The sequence below is a fragment of the Bradyrhizobium sp. SZCCHNR1093 genome (assembly GCF_032381175.1).
GTDB lineage: Bacteria > Pseudomonadota > Alphaproteobacteria > Rhizobiales > Xanthobacteraceae > Bradyrhizobium.
Genome location: NZ_JAUHJJ010000005.1, coordinates 349,289 through 373,885, shown reverse-complemented (window position 1 = coordinate 373,885; position 24,597 = coordinate 349,289). Strand labels below are relative to the sequence as shown.

Annotated in this window: 25 protein-coding genes; 17 read left to right on the top strand and 8 right to left on the bottom strand. The window is 64.2% G+C overall.

What is annotated here, in order from left to right; genetic code table 11:
• Positions 1-76: 76 nt before the first annotated feature.
• Positions 77-1,180: a lactonase family protein gene (locus QX070_RS19625; RefSeq protein WP_315738634.1), complete on the bottom strand. Its 1,104-nt coding sequence runs from the start codon at positions 1,178-1,180 to the stop codon at positions 77-79.
• Positions 1,181-1,424: 244 nt separating this feature from the next.
• Between QX070_RS19625 and QX070_RS19620 the strand changes: the two genes are divergently transcribed.
• From QX070_RS19620 to QX070_RS19590, 7 genes are all read left to right on the top strand, one after another.
• A complete protein-coding gene (locus QX070_RS19620) occupies positions 1,425-2,819 on the top strand; it encodes an amidase family protein (protein WP_315738633.1) in 1,395 nt (464 codons plus the stop codon).
• Positions 2,819-3,295 (top strand): glutathione peroxidase, encoded by a 477-nt coding sequence (locus QX070_RS19615; RefSeq protein WP_315725519.1) that lies wholly within the window; start codon positions 2,819-2,821, stop codon positions 3,293-3,295. Before QX070_RS19620 ends, QX070_RS19615 begins: the two co-directional genes overlap by 1 nt.
• Positions 3,292-3,546, top strand: coding sequence for a DUF3297 family protein (locus QX070_RS19610; RefSeq protein WP_315718031.1), 255 nt, complete (start codon positions 3,292-3,294; stop codon positions 3,544-3,546). The genes QX070_RS19615 and QX070_RS19610 overlap by 4 nt, the downstream gene beginning before the upstream one ends.
• A 401-nt stretch (positions 3,547-3,947) precedes the next feature.
• The gene (locus QX070_RS19605) at positions 3,948-5,003 is read left to right on the top strand and encodes a hypothetical protein (RefSeq protein WP_315738632.1); all 1,056 of its coding nucleotides are present in this window, start codon (positions 3,948-3,950) and stop codon (positions 5,001-5,003) included.
• A 440-nt stretch (positions 5,004-5,443) separates the two neighbouring features.
• Complete coding sequence (locus QX070_RS19600) at positions 5,444-6,703, top strand: hypothetical protein (RefSeq protein ID WP_315738631.1); 1,260 nt, start codon at positions 5,444-5,446, stop codon at positions 6,701-6,703.
• A gap of 91 nt (positions 6,704-6,794) precedes the next feature.
• The gene (locus QX070_RS19595) at positions 6,795-7,376 is read left to right on the top strand and encodes a hypothetical protein (RefSeq protein WP_315738630.1); all 582 of its coding nucleotides are present in this window, start codon (positions 6,795-6,797) and stop codon (positions 7,374-7,376) included.
• 303 nt (positions 7,377-7,679) lie between these two features.
• Entirely contained in the window at positions 7,680-8,093 is a 414-nt protein-coding gene (locus QX070_RS19590) for an SRPBCC family protein (RefSeq protein WP_315738628.1), read from the top strand.
• A gap of 705 nt (positions 8,094-8,798) precedes the next feature.
• Here QX070_RS19590 and QX070_RS19585 read toward each other — a convergent pair.
• Entirely contained in the window at positions 8,799-10,148 is a 1,350-nt protein-coding gene (locus QX070_RS19585) for a malonyl-CoA decarboxylase (RefSeq protein ID WP_315738627.1), read from the bottom strand.
• Between the two features lie 126 nt (positions 10,149-10,274).
• Positions 10,275-11,081 (bottom strand): helix-turn-helix transcriptional regulator, encoded by an 807-nt coding sequence (locus tag QX070_RS19580; protein WP_315738626.1) that lies wholly within the window; start codon positions 11,079-11,081, stop codon positions 10,275-10,277.
• Between the two features lie 62 nt (positions 11,082-11,143).
• Between QX070_RS19580 and QX070_RS19575 the strand changes: the two genes are divergently transcribed.
• The 4 genes from QX070_RS19575 to QX070_RS19560 all read left to right on the top strand — a co-directional run bounded on the left by QX070_RS19575 (position 11,144) and on the right by QX070_RS19560 (position 14,750).
• Positions 11,144-12,337 (top strand): MFS transporter, encoded by a 1,194-nt coding sequence (locus QX070_RS19575; RefSeq protein WP_315738625.1) that lies wholly within the window; start codon positions 11,144-11,146, stop codon positions 12,335-12,337.
• 161 nt (positions 12,338-12,498) lie between these two features.
• A complete protein-coding gene (locus tag QX070_RS19570) occupies positions 12,499-13,404 on the top strand; it encodes a hypothetical protein (RefSeq protein ID WP_315738624.1) in 906 nt (301 codons plus the stop codon).
• Positions 13,405-13,553: 149 nt separating this feature from the next.
• Positions 13,554-13,787, top strand: a complete 234-nt coding sequence (locus QX070_RS19565) for a hypothetical protein (protein ID WP_315718042.1) — start codon at positions 13,554-13,556, stop codon at positions 13,785-13,787.
• Positions 13,788-13,952: 165 nt separating this feature from the next.
• Positions 13,953-14,750 (top strand): transporter substrate-binding domain-containing protein, encoded by a 798-nt coding sequence (locus QX070_RS19560; RefSeq protein ID WP_315738623.1) that lies wholly within the window; start codon positions 13,953-13,955, stop codon positions 14,748-14,750.
• Positions 14,751-14,826: 76 nt separating this feature from the next.
• Here QX070_RS19560 and QX070_RS19555 read toward each other — a convergent pair whose 3' ends face one another.
• The 3 genes from QX070_RS19555 to QX070_RS19545 form a co-directional block, all read right to left on the bottom strand.
• A complete protein-coding gene (locus tag QX070_RS19555) occupies positions 14,827-15,621 on the bottom strand; it encodes a substrate-binding domain-containing protein (protein WP_315738622.1) in 795 nt (264 codons plus the stop codon).
• Between the two features lie 161 nt (positions 15,622-15,782).
• Positions 15,783-17,270: a flavin-containing monooxygenase gene (locus tag QX070_RS19550; protein WP_315738621.1), complete on the bottom strand. Its 1,488-nt coding sequence runs from the start codon at positions 17,268-17,270 to the stop codon at positions 15,783-15,785.
• Positions 17,271-17,545: 275 nt separating this feature from the next.
• On the bottom strand, positions 17,546-17,995 hold the full coding sequence (locus QX070_RS19545) for a cupin domain-containing protein (protein WP_315718048.1): 450 nt from the start codon (positions 17,993-17,995) through the stop codon (positions 17,546-17,548).
• A gap of 131 nt (positions 17,996-18,126) precedes the next feature.
• On the opposite strand from QX070_RS19545, the gene QX070_RS19540 reads away from it, so the two are divergent.
• Positions 18,127-19,170, top strand: a complete 1,044-nt coding sequence (locus tag QX070_RS19540) for an AraC family transcriptional regulator (protein ID WP_315738620.1) — start codon at positions 18,127-18,129, stop codon at positions 19,168-19,170.
• Here QX070_RS19540 and QX070_RS19535 read toward each other — a convergent pair.
• Positions 19,160-20,380: a polyhydroxyalkanoate depolymerase gene (locus QX070_RS19535; protein WP_315738619.1), complete on the bottom strand. Its 1,221-nt coding sequence runs from the start codon at positions 20,378-20,380 to the stop codon at positions 19,160-19,162. The two genes, QX070_RS19540 and QX070_RS19535, sit on opposite strands and share 11 nt — an antisense overlap.
• 191 nt (positions 20,381-20,571) lie before the next feature.
• Here QX070_RS19535 and QX070_RS19530 point away from each other — a divergent pair, with 191 nt between their 5' ends.
• From QX070_RS19530 to QX070_RS19520, 3 genes are all read left to right on the top strand, one after another.
• On the top strand, positions 20,572-21,225 hold the full coding sequence (locus tag QX070_RS19530) for a glutathione S-transferase family protein (protein ID WP_315738618.1): 654 nt from the start codon (positions 20,572-20,574) through the stop codon (positions 21,223-21,225).
• Positions 21,226-21,575: 350 nt separating this feature from the next.
• Complete coding sequence (locus tag QX070_RS19525; protein ID WP_315738617.1) at positions 21,576-22,010, top strand: cupin domain-containing protein; 435 nt, start codon at positions 21,576-21,578, stop codon at positions 22,008-22,010.
• A 308-nt stretch (positions 22,011-22,318) separates the two neighbouring features.
• Positions 22,319-22,795: an HXXEE domain-containing protein gene (locus QX070_RS19520; protein WP_315738615.1), complete on the top strand. Its 477-nt coding sequence runs from the start codon at positions 22,319-22,321 to the stop codon at positions 22,793-22,795.
• Between the two features lie 23 nt (positions 22,796-22,818).
• Here the strand turns inward: QX070_RS19520 and QX070_RS19515 are convergent, their stop codons facing one another.
• Positions 22,819-23,091, bottom strand: a complete 273-nt coding sequence (locus tag QX070_RS19515) for a hypothetical protein (RefSeq protein ID WP_315718054.1) — start codon at positions 23,089-23,091, stop codon at positions 22,819-22,821.
• Between the two features lie 134 nt (positions 23,092-23,225).
• On the opposite strand from QX070_RS19515, the gene QX070_RS19510 reads away from it, so the two are divergent.
• Both QX070_RS19510 and QX070_RS19505 read left to right on the top strand, forming a co-directional pair.
• A complete protein-coding gene (locus QX070_RS19510) occupies positions 23,226-23,603 on the top strand; it encodes a hypothetical protein (protein WP_315738614.1) in 378 nt (125 codons plus the stop codon).
• A 78-nt stretch (positions 23,604-23,681) separates the two neighbouring features.
• Entirely contained in the window at positions 23,682-24,521 is an 840-nt protein-coding gene (locus tag QX070_RS19505) for an AraC family transcriptional regulator (protein WP_315738613.1), read from the top strand.
• Positions 24,522-24,597: the final 76 nt, after the last annotated feature.

The window sequence follows — 24,597 nt, the reverse complement described above, 5'->3', positions numbered from 1 at the left end:
TGTATATAGGGGATGATAGCGCCGGTGGAAACGCCGGGGCCGCCACTCACGATCTCGCGGCGGCGCCGGCGTTCGGTCACGGCAGGCTGACGAACTCCACCCAGTTCGGCTTCTTGCCCACGGCGTAGGATTTCAGCTTCTCCAGTGCGCCGCCGGCGGCGTCGATCCGATACACCGTCATGCCGTTCGACAGCTCGCCGACGGCGGCGAGATAGCGCCCGGCGGGATCGATGGCGAAGCCGCGCGGCTGGGTCTCGGTCGGCACGCTGCCGATCAAGGTCAGGCGCCCGCTGGCCGCATCGACCTTGAAGCCGGCAATCGTGTTCGAGCCGCGCTCCGAGGCGTAGAGGAACTTACCATCAGGCGTCACGTGAAGATCGGCCGCCCAGGGTTTGCCGGTGAAGCCGGCGGGCAGGGCGGTGGTGCGCTGCTGCTCGCTCCAGGTGCCTTTCTCGGCGTCATAGGCATAGACGGCGAGATCGGCGTTGAGCTCGTGGAGGAGATAGATGAACTTGCCGTTCGGGTGGAAGATGAAGTGGCGCGGCCCTGACTTCTCCGGCGTCTTCACCGTCAGCGCGTCCTTGGCCGTGAGCGCGCCGGTGGCGGCGTCGAAGGCGAAGCCGAGCACCTGGTCGGAGCCGAGATTGGTCGCGAACACGAAGCGATTGTCGGGCGAGGGCAGGAAGGCATGGGCGTTCAGCCCGGTCGGGAGCACCTGGCTCGGCGCGGCGACCACGCCGTTGGCCTGGACCGGATTCGCCGCGACCTTGTTGCCGCCATAGGACGCGCTGAACAGCACCTTGCCGGTGCGGTCGAAGGCGATGTTGGCCATGCTGTCGGCGAGCGGGCCGTTGCCGAGATGGCTGAGCTGGCCGGTCTTGGCATCGATCGCGAAGCTCTCCGCCTGGAACGGCTGCGACCGCACACCGGCGATCAGCACCCGCTTGTCCGGGCTGACCGCGAGCGGGGTCGACGAGCCCGGCTTGTCGACGCCGACGAAGGAAGCCGTCTGCACCGAGGTCATCTCGCCGGTCGCGGCGTCGAATTTGAAGACGCTGATGTCGTTGCTGTCGGCGTTGCCGACATAGGCGTAGGTCTCGGCGTAGCCTGCGCGCGGCGCCAGCGTTGCTGCAGCGGCGAGAACGAATGTCGCGGCCATGATGGTGCCCGGTCTGATCATGTGGTTTCCCCCTTCGTGATGTTGTTGCTTGAGGTCTTAAAGTCGTTTGTGAAGCTTGACCAAGCTTGTTTCCGGATCGATCGATACAGGATCGGTATTGATCGTCCCCTCGGTCCCGATCGGCGAGCGGGGGACAAGACCCATGCGCGTTGCTGCATGGGCTATCCCGGAGTGCCGCGCCTGGACGGCTTTCTCCCATCCAGCCCGCGCGCTAGAACAGCCATCCGTCACCACGGAGCTCCCCATGACCGATCTCTGGCGCCTGCCGGCTGCCGACCTCGCCGCCCTCATCAAGTCGAAACAGGTCTCCGCCCGCGATGCCGCGACCGCGGCGCTGGCGCGGCTCGATGCGGTCAATCCCGCGATCAACGCCGTGATCGACCATCGCCCCGAGGACGTGCTGCAACAGGCCGACGCCATCGACTCCCGGCTGGCGCGCGGCGAGGATCCGGGGCCGCTCGCCGGCGTGCCGGTGACGATCAAGGTCAATGTCGACCAGGCCGGCTTCGCCACCACCAACGGCCTCAATCTGCAGAAGGACGCGATCGCGTCGGCACACAATCCGGTCGTCAACAACCTGGTCAAGGCCGGTGCGGTGCTGCTCGGCCGCACCAACACCCCGGCGGTCTCCTATCGCTGGTTCACCAGCAACCTCATCCACGGCCACACCAAGAATCCGCGCGACCCCGGCATCACGCCGGGCGGCTCCTCGGGCGGCGCAGGATCGGCCACCGCGTCGGGCATCGGCCATATCGGCCACGGCACCGACATCGCCGGCTCCGTCCGCTATCCCGCTTACGCCTGCGGCATCCACGGCCTGCGCCCGACGGTCGGCCGCATCCCGGCCTTCAATACACAGTTCCCCGAGCGCCCGATCGGACCGCAGATCAGCGCCGTCTCGGGGCCGCTCGCCCGCACGATCAACGACATCAGGATCGCGCTGGCGGCGATGTCGGCGCGCGACGTCCGCGATGTCTGGTGGATGCCGGTGCCGCTCGAGGGCCCGCCGCTGCCGAAGCGCGTCACGCTGTGCGTCAACCCGGACGGGCTGAACCCGGTGCCGGAGGTCGTGGCCGCCTTGCGCGATGCCGCCAGGCGGCTGGAAGCCGCCGGCTGGACCGTCGAGGAGATCGCGGACACGCCGCCGATGCAGGAGGCCGCGCTGCTGCAGACCCGTCTCTGGCTCGGCGACGGCTACGAGGCGCAGCTCGCGGCGGCCGAGAAGGAGGGCGACCCTGGCGCGCTGGCCTGCCTGCGCGGCGTCAGTGACAAGGTTCACCCGTTCGACCTGTCGCAGACGCTCGCGCGCCGCGCCGCGCTGACTCGGCAATGGCTCCTGTTCATGGAGCAGCATCCGCTGCTGCTGATGCCGGTGTCGGGCATGCTGCCGTTCGCCGATCAGCTCGACCGCAAGGACGAGGAGTCCTTCAGGCAGGTCTGGCACGCCCAGCTCACGCAGATCGCGATTCCGTTCTTCGGCCTGCCGGGCCTGACGGTCTCGACCGGCATGGTCGGCCGCGTCCCGGTCGGCGTCCAGCTTGTCGGCCAGCGCTTTCGCGAGGACGCGTGCCTTCTCGCTGGCGAAGCGATCGAGGCTGGCGGTACGCCGCCGTCGCCGATCGATCCGGTGCTGGGCTGATGGCCGGCATCTATGATTTCACCGCGACCTCGCTGAAGGGCGAGGAGGTGCCGCTGAAGCGCTTCGAGGGCCAGGTGCTGCTGATCGTCAACACCGCCAGCGCCTGCGGCTTCACGCCGCAATATCGCGGGCTCGAAGCGCTGCACCGGGCCTATGCTGACAGGGGCTTTGCCGTGCTCGGATTTCCCTGTAACCAGTTCGGCGCCCAGGAGCCCGGCACGGCCGAGGAGATCGGCGCGTTCTGCGCCGGCAAGTACGACGTCACCTTTCCGCTGTTCGCGAAGATCGACGTCAACGGTGCGGACGCGCATCCGCTATACCGGTTCCTGAAGGGCGAGAAGACGGGCCTGCTGGGCTCAGCGATCAAGTGGAATTTCACCAAATTCCTGGTCGATCGCACCGGTCACGTGGTGTCGCGCCATGCGCCGACCACCACGCCCGAGGCGTTGAAGAAAGAGATCGAGGCACTGCTGTGAGCGACAACGAGACGACTGCGACCCCATTTCCTGACCGGCTGTCGGTCGATCCGAAGAGCCCCTATTACAATGCGGAGATCCTGTCGCGCGACGTCGGCATCCGCTTCAAGGGCGCCGAGAAGACCAATGTCGAGGAATACTGCATCAGCGAAGGCTGGATCCGCGTCGCCGCAGGGAACGCCAAGGACCGCCACGGCAACCCGCTGACCATCAAGGTCCACGGCCCGGTCGAGCCGTATTTCAAGGATTGAGGCGACTGCGCTGCGGGCCTCTGGTGGTCGTATCCGCCAACCTCTGGCCTCAGCGATGAGGCAAACCGCCAACCCAGGACTCATCATGCCCGGGCTTGTCCCGGGCATCCACGTCGTCATTCCAGGCGCACGACATGGATGGCCGGGACAAGCCCGGCCATGACGGTGTGGAGAAGGGCGGGGTCGAAGCAGCTTTAGCACCCGCGTCGCGATGGGGAATTTAGAATGTTGGTCGTAGATATTTGAGCGTCGTTCAAAATTATATTGAACGTCGCTCACATTCCGCTACACTCACCCATATCCGCCCCGTCGGCACCGGTCCCGACGCGCGACGTCCCCAGGCGTCTGCGCGATCGGACCCCTGCGTGCCGTCTCCGGCGAGATCACAGAGGGTGAAGACGATGTCCTATTCGGAACAAGATCTGCGCGCCGCAGCCGGGGCCGGCGCGATCGGGCCCGACGAGTTGCAGCGGTTGCTGACCTACCTCGAGCAACAGGCGAAGGCGGGTCCCGCGGCGCACGCCAAATTCGATGCCGCGCATCTGCTCTGGTACGCCGGCGCGCTGATCGTCATCGGCGCCATGGGCCTGTTCTCGACGGTGGCGTTCTCGCAGATGGGCGGCCGTGCGCTGACCGCTTGCGCGCTCGCCTACGCCGCCGCGTTCGGCTTCGCCGGCGACCACCTCTGGCGCCGCGACCTGCGCGTCCCCGGCGGCCTGCTGATCGCCATCGCCGTGTCGATGGCACCGCTCGCCGTCTACGGCGTCCAGGCCGAATTCGGCTGGTGGGGCAAGTTCGGCAAGCCCGGCACGGTCCACGACTTCTACGTCTGGATCAAGGGCAGTTGGCTGTTCATGGAGATCGCCACGATCGCGGCGGGCGCGATCGCGCTGCGCTTCTATCGCGTGCCCTTCATCGTCGCGATCATGTCGGTCGCGCTGTGGTTCATGTCGATGGACCTCACGCCCTGGATCTTCAACGTCAGCCATTTCGACTGGGAGATGCGCCGCATCGTCTCGATCTGGTTCGGCCTCGGCATTCTCGCGGTGGCGTGGATCGTCGACTACAACAGCCACAGCCGCGACTTCGGCTTCTGGATGCACTTGTTCGGCCTGATGGCCTTCTGGGGCGGCGTCAGCGCCACCGAAGGCGCCACCGAGCTCGGCAAGGCGATCTACTGCCTGCTGAACGTCGGCCTGCTTGCGATCGCCGTCATCATCGTCCGCCGCGCCTACGCCGTCTTCGGCGCGATCGGCATCACGATGTATCTCGGCCACCTCGCCGACGTCGTCTTCAAGGACTCGCTGCTGTTCCCGTTCGCACTGTCGCTGATCGGCATCGCGGTGGTCGCGGTGGGACTGGCGTATCACCGGAAGCAGAAGCTGATTGCGGAATGGCTGGCAGCCAATCTGCCGCCGGCGGTGCTGCGGCTGCGGCCGCAGGGCGCGTTGGGGTGAAGTGGCGGGATTTCGGTTACGGCGTCACGGCGCATCGAGAACGCCAGAATTGATAGTTGTGAACCTACCTGAAGGACAAGCATCGGCGCGCCGCGCCGGGGGCGGCAATCGCAAGACTGGTATTCACCGGAATTGGTGGGCACACCCAATTCTTCCCTCAGGCTCGGCTCTCGCAAATGGGCGTACAAGACCAACATCTTCGGCTTCGAGTGGCAGTTGGACCGCAGCCAGTGCTGGCGCAACATCAATCCAGCGCCCTAAGTTCTGTACCCGTTTGTATATAAAGGGCGGCGCACCATGTGGTTTGCGTGCCGGACAACTGGATTTCGTGTTCAGAGCTCTTGCCTTCGCGAGTGGAAGTTCCCACTTATCGCAAAGGTTGTGCTTATACCCCATTTTTCTCGTGTTAGGTCATGCCGCGGAAAAGCGAGCCTTCGTTCGTGTCCGACGCGCGTCTGCGCTTAGCGCAGGCCAAAAAGCGCATCGTGCGACAGCAGCGCCGCATCGAGAGGATGAGCGCTGCGGCACCGAACCGCGTTCGTGCTGAGACGCTGCTCCAACTGCTGCGGCGACGCGAACACAGGGCGACCCAGTATTTGGGCATGGTTTCTGGCTGGTCGCGAAAGCACCGCCGCAGCAGGTTTCCCCGGAATATCAAGAATAGATTTATTGGTCCTCCAAAGGCGCGCGAAACCACAGAACAGCGTAAAGCGCGATGGGATCAGAACGTCCGCAGTTTCCTGGACAAGCAATATGAGGCCGCGCCGCACTACAAGTCGTGCGTTCTCATGGCGTGGGAGAAGTTTCTTGCCCTCAACTTGCCGTCAGAGCACTTCGTCACGGAGCTCGTAAGCGGCAACAAAGCTAAGATCCTGCAGCGAGTGTGGGAAATGATGATCGCGCGTCATCTCGATGCGCTCGGCTTCAAAATCACAACCGCTGCTAAGGGGCCGGACTTCAGGTTCGAGCACGAAAATAAGGTTTATTGGATTGAGGCCGTTTCACCGGAGCCCATGGGAGTACCCGAAGACTATTTGGAGTTTCCGAAGCCTGGCGAATTTAAGGTTGGGGATGTACCGCATGAGGAGGTACGGCGACGATGGATCGCAGCGGTTGATGAGAAGGCGAAGAAGCTAAAAAAATATCGTGCCAAGGGCATTGTTGGTAGCAAGGATGCATACGTCATTGCTGTGAATGGCTGTCAACTTGGTGCACTCCCAATTGATCATGGGCTCTCAGGGCTTCCCTACGCTGTTGAAGCAGTTTACCCAGCAGGCCCTGTTACCATCCCCGTTGAAAGAGCTACCGGTGCGTTTGGAAAACCGTACATCGGAAGCCAGTGGTCTATAAAAAGTGCGAACGGAAGCCCGGTGCCGACCTCGATGTTTGTTAACAGAGAGCACGCTGGGGTTTCTGCTGTTATCGCGTCGTCTTCCGATCGTTCTGAAGACCCCATCTTACCGCTCGACGTCGTGCACAACAATTTCGCCGAAGTGCCGGTTGGTCGCGGCCTGTTGGGCGCCAAGTCGGACGAGTGGGTACCATCTCCCGACGGCAAAGGAGGTATCAACATAACGAAGGTTGCACTCAAGTCACAAATGGTAGCCGGAGCGGTGACAGGTAGCGTGGAAGGCACGGAGATTTCTCTCGGGCATGACCTGAACTGTGACAGTGCACAAGACTCCCTGTCGGGACGATGAGGTGAGGTAGTCAATACGTTAAGTGTCATCGAAACCCAATCGGGCGCGTGACCACGTCGGAAAGTGCGCTAACGCAGCGGGAGGCTGCTACGTGAACATCGAAGAGTTTCTGAAGGCTCATCAATATACGATTGCCGCCCTAGGCGTCTTAGGCACGTTCTCGGCCGTCTTAGTCGCTCTGTTTAGCTCGATCGCTGCAATGAGAACATCCCGTACGAGAATAAGTGCGCGCGCCTCCATAAATGTCATCCACCACTCTTCCTTGGAAGGAAAGGAGCGACCGAAATATCTGGTAGTATCCATTCGCAACTTAGGCACGATGCCCGTGCATATTCCGATGGGGTTCTTTCATTGGAAGCTACCTCTCCAGCGCGGAGTTTACGAGGTGTTGCCTCTAGACTACTCGGCTGCAGATGAATGGATTGCCCAGAAAAGGTACCCAGTTGAAATCAGGGCCCGCGGGTCTGAGATCTTCTTTCTCTCGCCTATTTCGGTTTTTCAGGAAAATGCATTAAAAACATTTATTGGAACATCCGTTTGGAGCAGATTTCGCTACCGATTTCTTTCCGCGATGGTGTTTACAGACGAAGGTAGGACCTTCAACGTTAAGCTCGAGAGTTCGTTGCGCAAAGAGATGGTGCGTCTTTGCGATCATCGGAGCAACTCAATGTAAGTTTGGTAAGAATATGGTAGGGGCCACTCTAGTTCTCGGCTCTTTCGGTGACAGTGCATAAAACTCGTCCTTGAGCGCGCTGATCGACGCGAAGACGGCGGAAGCGAGAGGTGTTGGGTTCCGAGCTGGGGCGCCAACAGACGCCAACCGCATGCTGACCGTGCACACCGGCGTCTTTTTCATTTTTCAACGCATTGAGGGCTCGCGGGTGTCGGGACCGGCCAGTCTGGCTCGTCTTTTAACCGACACCGCCCCCTGCGCTCATGCAGTGAGCCGTCCAAATGCAACCAGGAGCAATGTTTCATGAGGATCACCGTCGAAACCACCGTCGCAGCCCCGATCGATCAGGTCTGGCGTGCCTATACGACGCCGGCCGACATCGTGAAGTGGAACGCGGCCTCCGACGACTGGCATACGACCAAGGCCACGGTCGACCTGAGAGAGGGCGGCGCGTTCTCGTCGCGGATGGAGGCCAAGGACGGCAGCATGGGTTTCGACTTCGCAGGCACCTACACCAAGATCGTCGAGCACAAGCTGATCGAATACGCCTTCGGCGACCGCAAGGCCGAGGTCCACTTCGAGCCCGGCCCGAATGGCGTTGTCGTTCGCGTCGCCTTCGATGCCGAAACGACCCATTCAGTCGAGCAGCAGCAGGGTGGCTGGCAGGCCATTCTCGACAGCTTCGCGCGGCATGTGGAGGCGAAGAAGGCGTCATGAGGGCGAGGGGGCCGAGGTCCCGACGGGCACCGCCCGAATCTTTCACCTTGACAAATTCCGAAAATCAGCAATGATGCGCATGTCCTGTCCTTTTCGCAGAGGGACGTACGCGTCGTCACGAACGTCGGGGCAGGGATGCGGTGGCCGTGGAGATGTCGGTAGACGACCGGCGTCTGTGCGGACGGAGAAGTCGTGTGGTCCTGGCCTCTCGACGCTGAGGTCAAGTCCGCAAGCGTTGCTTGACGGCACGCCCGGGCGATGGGGGCAAGAACGCCTCTCCCCAGGGAGAGCACGAAGGACACCGTTCAAACCATCGCGCAGGGAAGGCCGGAATGCACCGGTCGTACCTGTGGTTCCTGCCCCGTGCACTTTCTCACGCACGGGGGCCATGGGTTGCGGCCAGCACCCGGTCTTCCCTGCGCCCTCTGTATTTGATGAGGGTGACGTGTTTCGCAGCACTCGGGCGTCAGGCGTCGCGAGGCCGCGGTCGCACGTCCTCCAGCTGTTTGAGATGTGAAAGCGGTTTTCCTACAGCGTCGTCCCGGCGAACGCCGGGACCCATACTCCGCGGCGGATGTGGGACGCGAGGTCTAACGACGAGTCCGCCCCAAATCACGTCCTGGGGTTATGGATCCCGGCGTTCGCCGGGATGACACTGACTTTGTGGTTCGCGTGGTTCGTCCCATGCGCCGTATAGGGGACCAATTACGACGACAGCCGCATATCCAGCAGCCGCCGGCCCTCGGCGCGCAGCAGCTTCTTGACCGCGCTGGAGGCGACGACCTCGCCGTCATTGGCATAGGCTTCGTGGTTCTTCTCGATGTCCTCGAGCCGATACAGATAGTTCACCATCACGGTCGCGGATTCGCGCTGGCCCTTGGACGAGAGGTCGCCGAGCCAGTTGATGCGCTCGAGCCTCGCGCCGTTGCCGAGGTGGAAGCGGGCGACGGGATCGATCACCTTTCCCTTCGACGTGCGCGCCCTCAGGAAGTAGTGCGCGGCGAGCGGCTCGATCACGGGGCGCAGCTCGGCGGACATCTCGGCGTCCTCGACCCAGCGCGGCTCGTTCAGGAGCTTGAGCACGTTGCGATCCTCTTCGGTCGCATCGGCCGTCGACTTCAGCCAATTCATGAAGCCCGGCACCGGCGACAAGGTCACGAAGGTGTCGAGCTTCGGCAGCTCGCGCCTCAACTCCTCCACCACCTGCTTGATCAGGAAGTTGCCGAACGAGATGCCGCCGAGACCGCGCTGGGTGTTGGAGATCGAATAGAAGACGGCGGTGCGGGCGCGGTCGGCCGGCACCGGCGGACGGTCGACCGCGAGCAGCGGCGCGATGGCGCCGGGGATCGTCTCGGTCAGCGCGATCTCGACGAAGATCAAGGGCGCGTCGGGCATCGCCGGATGGAAGAAGGCGTAGCAGCGGCGGTCGACCGGATCGATGCGGCGGCGCAGATCGTCCCAGTCGTGGATCTCGTGCACCGCCTCGTAGCGGATGATCTGCTCCAGAATGTTCGCCGGCGTCGACCAGTCGATCTTGCGCAGCACGAGAAACCCCCTATTGAACCACGAGCTCAAGAGATGCACCACGTCACGGTCGAGCGCGGCGAGTTCCGGACTGGCCTTCAACAGATCCAGGAGATCGGTGCGCATCGCCACCAGCTCGGGCGTGCCGCCCGGCGCGCGGTTGAGCCGGCGGATCAGCTCCTGCCGGCGCGGCTCGGAGGCGAAATGCAGCGCGCTCGCGCCCTCGTCCGATGGCGCCGCGCGCCAGTCGTCGATCGCCTTGGCGAGCCTGGCCTTGTCGGGCCCGAAATCATGGACCAGCGCGGTGAAGAACGCCTTGCGCCCCTCGGGGTCGAGATCGTGATAGCCGTCGAGCACGTCGCGGGCCATCGCCGTGCCCGAGGCCTCGCCGGCACCGGACACCAGCGCCTCGCACAGCTCGGCCAGGCTCGTCGCATCGTGCTTCTCGACAGGGGCGCCGCCGCCGCGCAGCAGCGTCCGGCCTCGCTCGGAAATTGTGGTGATCAGGTCGGTGAAAAAGGCATTGGCCATCTGATGTCGGTCGAATCCCAGAGCGTGATGAAGGCGATGTTACATGGATTTATGGCAAAGCTGGTCACATTCAAACATAACAAATCGTCAACGCCGCCGTCGCGGCGCGCATATGCGGCCGGCGTGTCATGCACCTGTCTGCTCCGCGAATTCGGTCGGAGTGCGGCCGGTGACCTGCCTGAAGGCATGCGAAAACGCCGGCACGCTGGCATAGCCGAGATCGGCGGCGAGCTGCTTGACGGAGAGGTGACGGTCGGTGGACAGCCGCTCGATCGCGGCGGCGATCCGGGCACGCTGGCACCACGCCTTGAAGCTCAGCCGCGTCTCCGCCGCGAACAGCCGCGACAAAGTGCGGGCCGAGCTGCCGACCTTGCCCGCCAGGGTCGCCAGGTCCTGCTCGCTCGCGGGAGAGGCGAGGACGAGCTGGGCGGCACGGCGCGCGCGCGGATCCTGCGGCAAGGGGATGAAGGTCGAGGAATCCTCGGCGCGGCGCAACTCGAGCAAAGCGAGCCGCACCAGGAGCGCCGTGCGCTCGGGCCCGCCGTCCGCCGCGAACAGCGCCAGGATCGCCTGGTGCAGCAGCGGCGAGACCTGCACCACGAACTCGCGGTCGAGCCGCGCGCCCCGCGTCTCCCGCTTCAGCCAGTCCAGCTCGAAATACAGCGTCCGCATCTGGCTGTCGGCCAGCATGTCGATGGCGTGGCCATGGCGCGCCGGCACCCAGACCGCGCGGTCCGGTGGCACCAGCCAGCGTCCCCGCGGCGTCGTCACCTGCATCGTGCCGCGCGAGGCGTAGATCAACTGGGATTCGCGGTGCATGTGCGGATCGAGCCGCGCACCCTTGTGATAGAGGCGCGCGATCAGATGGACGCCGGGCTCGGTCGTCACCCGGTCGGCGCCAAGCGGCTTCAATGGCGTGTCCACGACGGTCATTGGCGGCTTCTCGTTGGTCGCGTCGACTATAACCGATCCGTCAGGAATCGAGGACAGCTCCCATGAACAGCGCCCGCCGCGTCATCGGCTTCGTCAACGCGGCCCATTTCATCGACCATTATGCGATGCTGATCTTCGCAGCCGCGGTCATTATCATGGGCCCGGCGCTCGGCATGGCCTATGCGGACCTGCTGCCCTACGCGACGCCGGGCTTCATCGCCTTCGGCGCCGGGTCGCTGTTGACCGGCTGGCTCGGCGACCGCTGGAGCCGGCGGCACATGATGCTGATCTTCTATCTCGGCATCGGCCTGTCGATGGTCTCGGTCGGCCTGGTGCAGACGCCGTGGCAGCTCGGCGCGGCGCTGCTCGCGATCGGTCTGTTCGCCTCGATCTATCACCCGGTGGGAACCGCGATGCTGGTGTCCTACGCCGACCGGCTCGGTCGCGACATGGGGCTGAACGGCGTGTTCGGAAATCTCGGCGTCACCTCGTCGGCGCTGGTCACCGGCGTGGTCGGGCAATATCTCGGCTGGCGCTTCGCCTTCATCGTACCCGGGGTGATCACGGTGGCGATCGGCGTGGTGTTCGCGCTGTCGGTCGTGCATGAGGACCGCCGCGGATCGAAGCAGGCCGCGGCGCAGGCCCGCGTCGCGCGCGACCAGATGTGGCGCGTGGTGCTCGCGCTGCTGCTGGTGGTGATCGCGATCTCGACGACGTTCAACGCGATCACCGTGGCGCTGCCAAAGCTGTTCGCGGAGCGGCTGGCCGGGTTGACGCAGAGCCCGGCGCTGCTCGGCGTGATCGCGGCCGGCGTCTACGTGTTCGGCGCGATGACGCAGTACACGATAGGGCGGCTGCTCGATCGCCACGCGCTGAAGACGATCGCGCTGCCGCTGTCGCTGGTGCTGGCGCCGCTGCTGTATCTCGCCGCCGACGCGCGCGACTGGGCGCTGATCGTGGCCTCGATCGGCATCGTCATGGGTGCGTTCGGGCAGGTCACCGTCAATGACGCCATGGTCGGCAAATACACGGCCGAGGAATGGCGCTCGCGCGCCTATGCGGTGCGCTACTTCGTCGGCTTCACCGCGGCCGGCGCCTCGGTTGGCCTGGTCGCCTGGCTGTATGAGCGCGGCGGCTTCGTCACCATGCTGCAGGCGTTCGCCGTGCTCTGCCTGGTTGCGGTCATCGCCGCGCTGATCCTGCCGCCGGAGCTTCCGGCGGCGCAGCCGGCGCTGCGGGAGGCGCCGGCGGAGTGAGAATGCGATCCACCCAAATTTTCCCAATTGCCAGGCACGCGCTGCCGGCGCAGCCTGGGCCGATATGCGCGTGCTGATACTGATGAGATCTGATTGGCCACCATGCAGGCGACCGCGGTGGCGACGAGAGATTGAAGCACGACACCATTGAGGATCGATCGATGATCAATCGCTTCAGGAGAATGCTGGTGCTCGGGATGGTCGCGGCGGCCGGCCTTGCTGCAACGGAGGCGCTGGCGCAGAGCGATGCGCAGCGCAACGCGATCAAGTCGGCATGCCGGTCGGACTACATGTCGAAATGCGCGAGCGTGCCGCCCGGCGGCACGGCGGCGTTCCAATGCCTGCAGAAGAACATCGCGAGCCTGTCCTCATCTTGTCAGACGGCGGTCAAGGCGCTCGAGCCTGCCGCGGAGACCAAGCCTCCGGCAGAGGCCAAGCCTGTCGTGCAAGCCAAGCCGGATTCGGCGCCACCGGCCGAGAGCAGGCCGGCCGCCGCCGAGGCGAGCAAGCCTCCCGCCGAGCCTCCGAAGGTCGCGGCGCAGCCGGCCGCGTCCGTCCCGGCCGTGCCTGCCCAGTCCGCCACGGCTGCGGCCAAGCCGGCTGCGTCGGCGCCTGCGGTCAAGCCGAGCGAGGCGCAGGTTGCCGCGATCCGAAGTGCCTGCGGCTCCGATTACCGCAAGGTGTGCAGCAGCGTGCCGCCGGGCGGCGCGGCGGCGCTGCAGTGCTTGGAGCAGAACAAGGCCAAGGTGTCCGCTCCCTGCGCTCAGGCCATGGCGGCTTCGAGCGGTGGTGCCGCGTCGACCGGGACATCGACGGCGACTGCGGCTGTTGCCTCGCCCGCGGCGACAACCACCGCTGGACCAGCGGCGCCGGCGCTGGTGTTGCGACCGCTGCGGCCGCTCGAGGAGTTGCGCATCGTGAGGGCCGCGTGCGGCGCGGACGCGCGGGCGTTGTGCAGCGGCATCGAGCCAGGTGGTGGCCGGATTGCGCAGTGCCTCGCGGCCAATGCCGGCGCGCTGACGCCTGGCTGCAAGGGCATGCTCGCGCAGTTCGCGGCCAATCGCTGATGCGGAGCGGCTGCCGTCCATGGTTACCATCCGAGATGCATACGAGCGCGATCCACCCAAATTGTCACAATTGTCGGGCGGGGAAGTCCCAGGCAAGGTCGCGACGGGGTGGATATTTGACCAATCAGATCATGATCAGGAGTTTGAAGATGAGCGCCATTGTCTCACGTGCCATTATTTCCACGCTGTGCGGATTGTTCATCCTGGCGGCGATGCCGTTCGTGTCGATGTCGGATGCCAATGCCGTGGTCTGCGCACGCGGCGTCGTGCGGGCCGGCTGCGCCGGTGCGGCGGGCGCCGTGGTGGTTCGCAAGCCGCCGGTGGCGGCCGCGGCGTGCCGCACGGTGATCGTCAATGGCGTCGCGGTTCGCCGCTGCGTTTAAGCGACGCTTAATCGGTTTTCGGTATCGAGTTATTTGAAACCGCAATTGCGACGCGCAAGTTTTGCGCGTCGCATGCTGCTTTGCGTAAGCGAGGTAAGCTGTATTTAACGGTGCTCCCGGCAAGGTGCGGCTCGTATCCAACTTGCAATCCAATGGGAGAGGGCCATGGCGTTTTGGCGCTGGCTGCGTGACGCAGCCCTGGTAGCTGCGGTAGTCACGTTTGCCGGCCACGCCGCGGGCGCAGCCGGCTTGAAGGAAGAAATCGCGCCGACGGGCAAGCTTCGCGTCGCCATTGCCGTTGGCCCCGCCGGCGGTGCGTTCTGGTGCGTCAAGTCGGACAGCGGCTATTCAGGCGTTCCGGTCGAACTGGGCAAGGCGATGGCCGCGCAGGTCGGTGTGCCCGTCGAGTTCGTCGAGCATCCGAATTCCAATGCGATCACCGATGAAGCTGCTCGGGGCGTCTGGGATGTGGCCTTCATGCCGAAGGACGCGGAGCGCGAAACCAAGGTCTCGTTCGGTCCGGTCTACGATTCGGTCGAGACCACCTTCATCATCCGCGCCGGTCTCGACGTCGCCAACATCGCGGCGCTGGACCAGGCCGGCACCGAGGTTGCGGCCATCAACGACACGACCGTGCTGCGCGGTGCCAAGGCCTTCCTGAAGAAGGCGACCGTCACCGGCTTCAAGTCCTACGAGGAAGTCTACGCGTTGCTCAGCGCCGGCGAGATCGACGCGCTCGCGCTGGCGCGCGATCAATTGAATCTCATCACCAAGCAGATTTCCGGCACCAAGGTGCTCGCCGAGACCTTCAAGAAGACGGATACCGCGGTTGCGGTGCCGCTGAAGCATCCGCAGTCGCTGGCCTTCGTCACCAAGTTCATGACGGACTCCAAGGCGAACGGCCTGCTCAAGAAAGCCTACGGCGCCAACAATCTGAGCGAATCGACTTTGCTCACCCAGTAGGCGCACCGACGCTGCCTGCCGAACTCTCCCACGCCACAGGCGGGGAGAGCCATCGTCTCAGCCGGCGCGCTTCATCTCAGTTCGGCGCCCGCCTCACGATCGGATCGAGGCCGCTTTCCGCGATGACGTGACGCGCATCCGGTGATTGCAGGAACTTGATGAGCGCCTTGCTGGCCTCCGGCTCCTTGGCGTCCGTGGCAATGCCGGCGGAGAACACGGTGATCTTCTGCAGTCCGGCCGGCAGCGGCCCGACGATGTCGATGCCCTTCACCGGCTTGAGCTCGCTGATCTGCTGAAAGCCGATCTCCGCTTCGCCCTGGGCGACGATCTCGCCGACGGGAGTGGCCGGAATCATCCGCGCCTTGCCTTTCATCTCGTCCTTGATGCCAAGCTTGTCGAACATCTCGGTGGAGACGTAGACGCCGCTGGCACTGTCCGAATAGGCGATGGTCTTGGCCGCGATCAGCATGCGTTTCACGGCTTCCGCGTTCGAAATATCGGGATGCGGCGTCCCCGACTTGACCGCGACGCCGATCGGCGAATTGGCGAGGTCCGCACGGCTGTCCGGCATCACCTTGCCCTTGGTGGTGAGATCGCTGAGCGCGTAGCCCACCATGATGAGGACATCGGCAGGTTCGCCGCGCTCGAGGCGAACGGGAATCGCATTCGTTGTCGTTCCCATCGACGGGCCGTAGGCAATCGTGACCTTGTGACCCGAGCGCCGCTCGAACTCCGGCACCAGGGATTTGAACGCAGCGGTCATGCCGCCGGAGATCATGACGTGGACTTCTGCAGCTTGGGCCGCGGTGGTCAGGAGGAACGCGGCCGAAGCGGCGAGACCGATGGTGCGGAGATGGGGCGAGAGTATCATGGCAGGCTCCGAGGCGAACGGCTGGAGGCCGGGGGCGCTTTGGATAGCCCGGCCTTGCCAGGAAGGCCAGCGCCGGCGTCGGCGCATACGGCCGTCCCTGCAATGCGTCTCGCTTGCGGCGTCACTGTGTTAGTAGTGTGGCGAGGCTGCTCGCCGCCACCTCAGCCGGCCTGATAGGCCGGCGCGGATGCGAGAAAGTCGTTATACGCGTCCGCATCGGGCGGCGTGAACATCTCGGCCAACGGGTTGCGCCGTCGGCGCTGGGCGCCAATGTCTGCAAGCAGTTCGTCGAAATGCTTGAAGTGATAGGGCGCGACACAAAGTCCGCCATAGACGCCCGCGGCAGGGCGCTCGATCCGCTTGAAATGCAGCATCATCTCGATGTTGTCGCGCATCTCGCGCTCGCTCGGTTGATGCGCCAGCTGTTTGTCGGCATACCGCACCAGCCAGTTGGCGGCCATGTCCGCGCAGAGCACGGTGCAGAAGCTCGAATTGAAGCCGACGAACCCCATGTCGGGAAGATCGGGATTGGCGATCAGCCGATAGAGCCGGTACTGCCCGTCCGGATCGACCAGTCTGGCGCGGTCGGCTGCCGACAGGAACGGGACCCCGAGCTTGTAGCCGATGGCGAGGATCGCGACGTCGGCCGGAATTCGTTCACCGTCGCTGGTCACGATGGTGTTCGGCTCGTAGTGGCCGAAGGTGCCGTAGACAGCCTTGATCCGGCCGTCTGCGACCATCGGGAAGAAGTCGGGCGTCGCGATCGGGACGGAGCAGTTCACGCCGTCCTCGATCCTGCCTTTCGGCACCATGTTGCATTTGGCGAGCTTCAACTGCGTCTTGAGCAGACTCTCCAGGCCCCGCCAATTGGCCCAGACGAGCGGCTTGGCCAGCAGATGGGCAAGGCGCGAGAGCGGGCCGATGCCCCAGCTTGGGAACATCTGCTCCTGGGCGCGGATATAGAGGATGCGCTTGAAGTTGATCAGACCGCCGATGAAGTAGGGAATGCGCCACACCGCTTCACGGAGCACGATTGTGACCGAGCGCGCGCCGGAGCGCACGGCGTTGACCGCGATATCGGTTGCCGATTTCGAGCCGCCGAGGACTACCACGTCGCGCCCCCTCGTGAGCGCGGCATCGTTGTATTTCGAGGAATGCAGGATCAAGCCGCCGGCGGCCGCGAACTGATCTTCGCCGGCAAGCGACAACGTCTGCGGCTCGTTGAACTGACCGGTGCAGACGGCGACGAAATCGAAATCCTCCCGGCTCGTTCGGTCCCCGGTCTTGAGGTCGAGGCTCCATCCAGGCTTGCCGTCACTGCGGCGCTGCATCGCAAGGACGGTCGTGTTCAACCGCATCAGGCGGATGAGGTCGTGGGACTTCGCGTAGTCGGCAAGATAGGCATAGACCTGCGGTCCCTTCGGCCATTCGGGATAGTGATCCGGCATCGCCTTGTCGGTGTAGCGATAGAGCTCCTTGGGGCTCTGCGTCTGCACGTCGGGATAGGATCGCGCGGGCTCCCAGACGCCGCCGAGATCGGCGCTCCGCTCGACGATGGTGACGTCGTGCCCGCGGGCGGCGAATGCTTTGGCTGCAGCCAGGCCGGAGACGCCGGCGCCGATCACACAGACATTCTTTCGATTGATCATGGGACTTCCTTGTTGTCGGGCGCGCGGCCGCGCACCCGCCGCGCCGCAAGAGCCCGCAAGAGTTTGATGGTGACGAAGGTCGCCCGGCGCGACCGAAATGTGCGATGCCGACGGACAAGCCAGCTTCGAAATCAGGGCGAGAAGGATCTCGCCGATCGCATGTCGTTCAGGCGCAGCCGTTGCTCATGCTGCAGGCGCACCGGGCCGATAGCGATGATCGCGCGCCGTCCGTACCGCAACAATTGAGGAGCGCTCGCCGGGCCCGGCGCTGCCGCCTAGTCGTTGGCCTCGGGCGGCAGGAAGTCGACCTCGTGCTCCGCCGAGATCCGCACCACTTCGGCCGGGTCGGCGAGATTGTCCAGCATGTTGAACAGCGCCTCCAGCTTCTGCATCGGCGACACCCAGAACAGCGCGCGCGCCGGCTTGTCGGATTTGTTGAAATAGCCATGCGGAATGCCGCGCGGCATGCGCACGAGGTCGCCGGCATTCGCCTTGACCCAGACGCCGTCGAGCTTGAGGTCGAGGACGCCTTCCTGCACCAGGATGAATTCGTCCTGGGTGGGATGAACGTGAACCGGCACGAACTGCCCGGGCTCGCTGTTGGTCTCGAAGGCGAACGTGGAGTCGGTGACGGCCTTGGGATAATAGAGCTGACCCAGGATATTCCAGGTCTTGCCGGCATAGCCGGTACCTGCGCGCGTGATGCCTTTTTCCAGTGTGATCATGGCGGGTCTCCTTGCTGCACGCATGGGAGGATCAAGCCAGGGCGACGCCAAGTCTATCCAGAAAACGAATCCCTCGACGTCAGTTGCTAATTATTATAGGTTTCAAACGATCTCGACGGACGATGTAGGCCATGACTGCAGGTGCAGCCGCTGATCGTAGTTGGAAGTCACCGGCTGTGCCGCGGCTTACAGCCTATGGCCGTGTTGCAACGCACGATGTCGATGAGGCCGCTGAACAAATAGGCCGCATCTTCTGTCCGCATGGGCTGCAGCCGGAGGCCGATACTGCGCGCGATTTCCTCGCTCTGCATAATTGTGCGGCATTCGATGGCTTTTCCATCAACTACGTCGCCTATGGCGGTGCGGTAACCATCGATCCCGGCTGTCTCGACCGCTTCTTCCTGCTGCAGCTTCCGCTGGCGGGGACCGCGCGGGTTTTCGCCGGGGCCGGCGAGGTCGCCACGGCGCCAGACCATGCAGCATCACTGCTGTCGCCGACATTGCCCACGCGTATGGTCTGGGACGCTTGCGCTCAGTTGATCCTGTTGCTCGACCGCCGTCTCGTGGAACAGCGCGCTGCCGCGCTGTCCGGGCGCGCGGTGCAACCGATCGAATTCGATCCCGCGATCGCGCTGTCGGGACGTCATGGCTCGCGGCTCCGGGCTCACATGCTTGGGCTCGCCGACCTCGCCGAGCGTCTCGGCGGTGGGCGCGGACTGCCATCGGTTGCGGCAGCCAATTGGCGCGAGACGCTGCTGGACATTCTGTTCGAGCAGCCGGGCAATGGCCTGGCGGAGGCGATCAGGCTGCATTCCGGCCGGGTTGAGACGCTGCCGCAGGCCGTCCGCCGGGCGCGTGATCTCCTGGCGGCGCACGCAGCCGAACCGCTCGATCTGGCGCAACTCGCGGCGTCGTCAGGAGTGGGGATCCGGGCGCTGCAAGGCGGCTTCCGCCGCCATTTCGGCATGTCGATCTCCGACATGCTGCTCGACATCCGGCTGGCGCGGCTCAATGCGCAATTGATGGCGGCTCCGCCGGAGGCGCGGATCATCGACATCGCCTTCGACCTCGGCTTCACCCATCTCGGGCGGATGGCGGGTGCCTATCGCGACAAGTTCGGGGAGGCGCCGTCGGCGACACTGCAACGCGTGCAGCGCGGCCGCTTCACGAATTGACGTGCACGAAATCCCGCAGCAGCGGATAGATCTCGTTATTCCACTTCTTGCCACTGAACACGCCGTAATGGCCGACGCCGGCCTGCATGTGATGGACGCGCCGATAGGCACGCACATTGGTGCAGATGTCCTGCGCCGAGAGCGTCTGTCCGATCGAGCAGATGTCGTCGCGCTCGCCTTCCACCGTCATCAGGCCGATGCGCCGCACGGCTTTCGGATCGACGGGACGGTCGCGATGCATCAGCTTGCCCTGCGGCAGCAGATGCTCCTGGAACACGTCGCGCACGGTCTCGATGTAGAACTCGGCGGGAAGGTCCATGACCGCGAAATACTCGTCGTAGAACGTCTTGATGGTCTCCGCCTTCTCGACCTCGCCTTTGGCGAGATGGTTGGCGAGATCCATGTGCTGCTTGACGTGGCGCTCGAGATTCATCGATACGAAGGCCGTGAGCTGCACGAAGCCGGGATAGACCTTGCGGAACGCGCCCCTGCACTGGAAGGGCACGTAGTGGATCAGGTTGTCCTCGAACCAGTCGATCGGCTTGCTCTTGGCGAACTCGTTGACCTTGGTCGGCTGGATCCGCGTGTCGATCGGTCCGGCCATCAAGGTCAAGGTGGCGGGGCGCGACGGATGGTTGTCCTCGCACATCACGGCGGTGGCCGCGAGCGCGGAGACCGACGGTTGGCAGATCGCCACCATGTGCGGGCGCGGACCGAGCTGGCCGAGGAAGGTGATGAGATGATCGGTGTAGTCTTCCAGCCCGAAGCGACCATGATCGCGCGGGATGTCGCGCGGATTGTGCCAGTCGGTGATGTAGACGTCGTGGTCCTGCAGCAGCGTCTTCACGGTGCCCCGCAGCAGCGTGGCAAAATGGCCGGACATCGGTGCGACCAGCAGCACCTTGGGCTGATCCGGCGCAGCGTCCTTCTTGAAGTGCAGGAGCGAGCCGAACGGTGTCTTGAACGTGACCTCTTCGGTGACGGCGAGTTCGCGGTTGCCGACCGTCACGCTGTCGATGCCATACGCCGGGCGAGCGTAGGTCAAGGCCGCGCGGGAGATCAGCTCGAGCGCGGCGGACAGACGCCGCATGGCGCGGCTGGATAGCCCTGATGGGATCAGGTTGAGATAGCGCATGGCGGCTGCTGCGCTCTGGCGCCACGGCTCGGTCAGGTCCATGTGGTTCTGATAGGCTTGGTACAGCAGCGCCATCGCGTCCGATCCATTACATGCATTGCTGTATGCAATATCGGAGCCAGAGTGGCCGAGTCTTGCCTGAAAAACTGGCATGTCGCTTGCTCGCTGAAATCTCTGACGTATCCGGCTCCGCGCATGATGCCGCTCGCACGAGCGGCACGGTGGGCGAACGACAAGCGGCAAAGCGGCAAGAGGGTAGGGGCGACATGGCCAAAGCGACGTTGACCATCAGCAGCAAGAATTACTCGTCGTGGTCGCTGCGCGGCTGGCTGCTCGCAAAATTTTCCGGGCTCGATTTCGACGAGGTCGTGGTCGGTCCGGACGACGCATCGGCGCGCGCCGAGATCCTGCTGCTGTCGTCCTCGATCCTGGTGCCGTGCCTGCGCCACGATGGTGCGACGATCTGGGATACGCTGGCGATCGGCGAGTATCTCAACGAGACCTTTCCGGAGGCGGGCCTACTGCCTGCCGACCGCATTCAGCGCGCGCATTGCCGCTCGATTTCGGGCGAGATCCATTCCGGCTTCACGACCCTGCGGGCGTCGCTGCCGGTCAATCTCAAGGGCCACTTCCCGGGCTTCAAGGTCTGGACGCGGGCGCAGGCCGACATCGACCGCATCTGGGCGATCTGGCGCGACTGCCTGGACAGATCCGGCGGCCCATTTCTGTTCGGTCAGCGCGGCATGGCGGATGCGATGTATGCGCCGGTGGTGACGCGGTTCGTGACTTATGACGTGAAGCTCGAGCCGCAGCTCAAGGCCTATGCCGACCTGATCATGGCGCTGCCGGAGATGCAGCAATGGATCGAGGCCGCCAAGGCCGAGCCAGAGGAGATCGAGGAGCTGGAGGTCGAGTACTAGGGTCCTGCCGTCAGCGGCCCGTGCCCGCGGCCCTTTGCAGCCGCCGGCTCCGGCGAGAACGGCTCATGCCACGGGCAGGTGCTGCTCAATTTGAAGCCGGATCTGCGTCTTCGCGGCGCGTGGCGTGAGCTGTCAGCACGTCACCATTGCCGTGTGGCGTCGGCCAAAACCCGGTTGTTGGCAATCGGTTCGGCCCGCGATGGCGCGCCTGGCCTGCCGATCTTTGCGTTGCAAACGGGGCGTGGCGTGGTTTTCGCATGGCACAATCCGCTTTCGGACGTGGTGGCCTCTGTGGCCGATCGATGGGCCGCAACGGTCGCCGATGTCGCGATCAACCGGTGGAGGCCGTCATGAACCAGCATGCAGTGGTGAGCAAGTTCTCGCACGTGAAGCCCGACGACACCGCCTACACGGGCGGCGGGTTGCGCGACTTCTTCCTGTATCGCGATCTGGGCATCGCCGACGCCACCGGCGGGCAGGTGATCTGCCACCTCGTCAAGGCCAATCCGGATTGTCCGCCGGTGGATGGCACCGGCTGGCATCGCCATGATTGCGATTTCCAGATCGTCATCATGATGAAGGGCTGGGCCCGCTTCATGTACGAGGACAAGCCGACCCTGGTGAACGCCGGCGACGTCGTGCACCAGCGTCCCGGCATCGTGCACTACCTCTACGATTATTCCCCTGACATGGAATATATGGAGATCGTCAGCCCGGCTGACTTCAAGACGGTCGAGATGCCGCCGGCGACCGACAACGTGCCGCCGGTCACGCCGTGGACCTGAGCGCCTGAACTCCTTCTCCGTTAATCTTTGGCATCCGGTTGCGGCATGCGGCGCGATGCTTCTCCTCATGATGTGGTGGGTTGTCTCCGACGTGTCCGATATCTAGCGTGAACAGGTCGCGCACCAGATGCGGCATCCGATTCGGACGCGATTCGTTCCAGCAGCGTTCCGGGGATTAAGACGGCAAGGCAGCGGCGTCGCATTTTGAAACACGGCACGCGCGCTGCCTGTCTCGCGCCTTGGTGCTCTACATTGCCCCTTGCGACCGGTCTGGCGCCGGTCCATCACCCGCGAGGGGAGCATCGATCATGACCTTGACCACATTGGCTTGGCTCGCGCTCGCGGCCTATGGCGCGCATATTCTCGAGGAATACACGTTCGACTGGCGCAATTGGGCGCGTGCGGTGATGAAGCTGCCGGTCGAGTGGAGCGACTTCTACGTGACGAACGCGCTGGTGGTCGTGCTCGGCGCGGTGCAGGCAGAGCTTGCCGAGACATGGCCGCCGGCCGCGCTCGCCTACGCAGCGCTGATGATCATCAACGCCATCTTCTTCCACATTCTGCCGTTCCTGCGCAGTGGAGGCAGATTCTCGCCGGGGCTGGCGACGGCGCTGATTCTGTTCTTTCCGATCGCAATTGCGATGTGGCGGCGGGCGTGGGGTGACGGTGTGCTCGACGTTGGAACGGCTGTCCTTGCGGTCGTCACCGGCGCGCTGCTGATGGCCTATCCGGTCGTGATGCTCAATCTGCGTTCAAAACCATATTTTCGGCAAGACCGGCCCTGAGCAGAACTCAGGGCCCGGTGTGATCAATAAGACGAAGCGCGATCGGCAACGAAGCTCGGCTGCGGACGGCGTCCATTGCGCTCATCAAATCGCGCGCGCGGGAAGCGCCAGCCGATGACAGTGGCTTCGAGCGCGCCGCCGGATTCCTTGTTGTGCCATTTGCCATCAATGTAGAAACAGGGGAACGGAAGTTGATAGGTGCCGCTGTGATCTTCGCACAGCACCTCGACCGTCTGCCCCGGCGGTGGCTCACCGCTGCCGTCGAATTGCGCCAGCCGTTTTTCGCGCGTAGCCATTCTGTCCATCTCCCTAAAAACGGGTCCCGGCCGGAACTTCAATGCGCGATTGAGGTCTCAGTATGGTATCAATCAGGAAACTCCGTCAGTTCCACGCAAAATCATGTGTTGGGCAAGCCAATGAGAAAATTGTGATGCGAAAATTCGTTGCCGCGCGAATCATCTTTGCCGCGAGCGTGCTCGCGATATGTGTGAGTTCTGCCGGACATGCGCAGGATATTCCGGGCATCGAAATCTGCACTGCAGAAAAGGCGATGGATCGACGGACATCATGTCTGCAGAGCAATATCGATTTCCTGCAGAAGACGATGACCAAGCAATCGCTCGATCAGCAGCAGAAGCTCGATGCGGCGAATCGCCAGATCCAGGCGCTGAAGGCCGCGCTGATCTCGCAGCAGGGCCTGATCGACGAGCTGAAGGCGTCCCAGGCGAAGCTCGCGGACGAACTGAGGAAGAAGGCCGATGCGCCGGCTGCCAAGGATGCGGCGCCGGCGAAGCCGACCAGCAAATAGCACGGTCCGCAGCGCAATAACGATCAAGCGCACGTGGATCTCCGCGCGCAGGATCGGGCGCTTCGATAGGAGAGAAGCGTGTCCACCAACCCGGCCCAGAAGGCGCTCTGGTTCATCGAGAGTCATCTGTCGGCGCCGTTGACGTTGGATGACGTGGCGGCCATCGCCGGCGTGTCGCGCTTCCACATCGTGCGCGCGTTCGCGGCGGCGACCGGCGTCTCGGTGATGCGCTATGTCAGGCTGCGCCGTCTCAGCGAGGCGGCACGGGCTCTGGCCTCTGGCGCACCCGACATTCTCAGTCTCGCGCTTGAGGCTGACTACGGCTCCCACGAAGCGTTCACGCGCGCGTTCCGCGACCAGTTCGGCGTCACGCCGGAATCGGTGCGCGCCAACCCATGCCTCGATGGCCTGCCGCTTCAGGAGCCGATCATGATGGACCAGACCCCGCTCGACGATCTCGCCGCCCCGCGCTTCGTGACGGCCAAGCCCCTGCTCGTGGCGGGCGTCTCCGAACGCTTCAGCCACGACAATGGGGCCGGTATCCCGGCGCTGTGGCAGCGCTTCCACCAGGTGGTGCACGAGATCCCGGCTCGCATCGGAGATGTCGCCTACGGTGTCTGCTGCAACGGCGACGATGCCGGAAATTTCGACTACGTGGCAGGAGTCGCGGTGACCGACTTCTCCGACCTGCCGCGCAGCTTCGCCAAGGTTCGGATTCCCGCCGCGACCTTTGCCGTGTTCGCCCATCCGGGCCACGTCTCGACCATCCGCCGCACCGTCAACACGATCTGGAATCACTGGCTGCCGCAATCGGGCTGCACGGTCGCCGACGCACCGAGCTTCGAACGCTACGATCAGCGCTTCGATCCGAGGACCGGTGATGGCGGGTTCGAGATCTGGGTTCCGGTGATTCGCTGACCCCCGCCGGAGGCGTCCCGGATTTGTGTCGAGACGCTGCAGGCCAGCCCTGCGGCGCCGGACCCCGCCGATTGCT

What these genes read in the sequence shown, in the direction of transcription:
- QX070_RS19625 (WP_315738634.1), bottom strand. Translation starts at nt 1,180, where the DNA reads ATGATCAGACCGGGCACCATCATGGCCGCGACATTCGTTCTCGCCGCT.
- QX070_RS19620 (WP_315738633.1), top strand. Translation starts at nt 1,425, where the DNA reads ATGACCGATCTCTGGCGCCTGCCGGCTGCCGACCTCGCCGCCCTCATC.
- QX070_RS19615 (WP_315725519.1), top strand. Translation starts at nt 2,819, where the DNA reads ATGGCCGGCATCTATGATTTCACCGCGACCTCGCTGAAGGGCGAGGAG.
- QX070_RS19605 (WP_315738632.1), top strand. Translation starts at nt 3,948, where the DNA reads ATGTCCTATTCGGAACAAGATCTGCGCGCCGCAGCCGGGGCCGGCGCG.
- QX070_RS19590 (WP_315738628.1), top strand. Translation starts at nt 7,680, where the DNA reads ATGAGGATCACCGTCGAAACCACCGTCGCAGCCCCGATCGATCAGGTC.
- QX070_RS19585 (WP_315738627.1), bottom strand. Translation starts at nt 10,148, where the DNA reads ATGGCCAATGCCTTTTTCACCGACCTGATCACCACAATTTCCGAGCGA.
- QX070_RS19580 (WP_315738626.1), bottom strand. Translation starts at nt 11,081, where the DNA reads ATGACCGTCGTGGACACGCCATTGAAGCCGCTTGGCGCCGACCGGGTG.
- QX070_RS19575 (WP_315738625.1), top strand. Translation starts at nt 11,144, where the DNA reads ATGAACAGCGCCCGCCGCGTCATCGGCTTCGTCAACGCGGCCCATTTC.
- QX070_RS19570 (WP_315738624.1), top strand. Translation starts at nt 12,499, where the DNA reads ATGATCAATCGCTTCAGGAGAATGCTGGTGCTCGGGATGGTCGCGGCG.
- QX070_RS19565 (WP_315718042.1), top strand. Translation starts at nt 13,554, where the DNA reads ATGAGCGCCATTGTCTCACGTGCCATTATTTCCACGCTGTGCGGATTG.
- QX070_RS19560 (WP_315738623.1), top strand. Translation starts at nt 13,953, where the DNA reads ATGGCGTTTTGGCGCTGGCTGCGTGACGCAGCCCTGGTAGCTGCGGTA.
- QX070_RS19555 (WP_315738622.1), bottom strand. Translation starts at nt 15,621, where the DNA reads ATGATACTCTCGCCCCATCTCCGCACCATCGGTCTCGCCGCTTCGGCC.
- QX070_RS19550 (WP_315738621.1), bottom strand. Translation starts at nt 17,270, where the DNA reads ATGATCAATCGAAAGAATGTCTGTGTGATCGGCGCCGGCGTCTCCGGC.
- QX070_RS19545 (WP_315718048.1), bottom strand. Translation starts at nt 17,995, where the DNA reads ATGATCACACTGGAAAAAGGCATCACGCGCGCAGGTACCGGCTATGCC.
- QX070_RS19540 (WP_315738620.1), top strand. Translation starts at nt 18,127, where the DNA reads ATGACTGCAGGTGCAGCCGCTGATCGTAGTTGGAAGTCACCGGCTGTG.
- QX070_RS19535 (WP_315738619.1), bottom strand. Translation starts at nt 20,380, where the DNA reads ATGGCGCTGCTGTACCAAGCCTATCAGAACCACATGGACCTGACCGAG.
- QX070_RS19530 (WP_315738618.1), top strand. Translation starts at nt 20,572, where the DNA reads ATGGCCAAAGCGACGTTGACCATCAGCAGCAAGAATTACTCGTCGTGG.
- QX070_RS19525 (WP_315738617.1), top strand. Translation starts at nt 21,576, where the DNA reads ATGAACCAGCATGCAGTGGTGAGCAAGTTCTCGCACGTGAAGCCCGAC.
- QX070_RS19520 (WP_315738615.1), top strand. Translation starts at nt 22,319, where the DNA reads ATGACCTTGACCACATTGGCTTGGCTCGCGCTCGCGGCCTATGGCGCG.
- QX070_RS19515 (WP_315718054.1), bottom strand. Translation starts at nt 23,091, where the DNA reads ATGGCTACGCGCGAAAAACGGCTGGCGCAATTCGACGGCAGCGGTGAG.
- QX070_RS19510 (WP_315738614.1), top strand. Translation starts at nt 23,226, where the DNA reads ATGCGAAAATTCGTTGCCGCGCGAATCATCTTTGCCGCGAGCGTGCTC.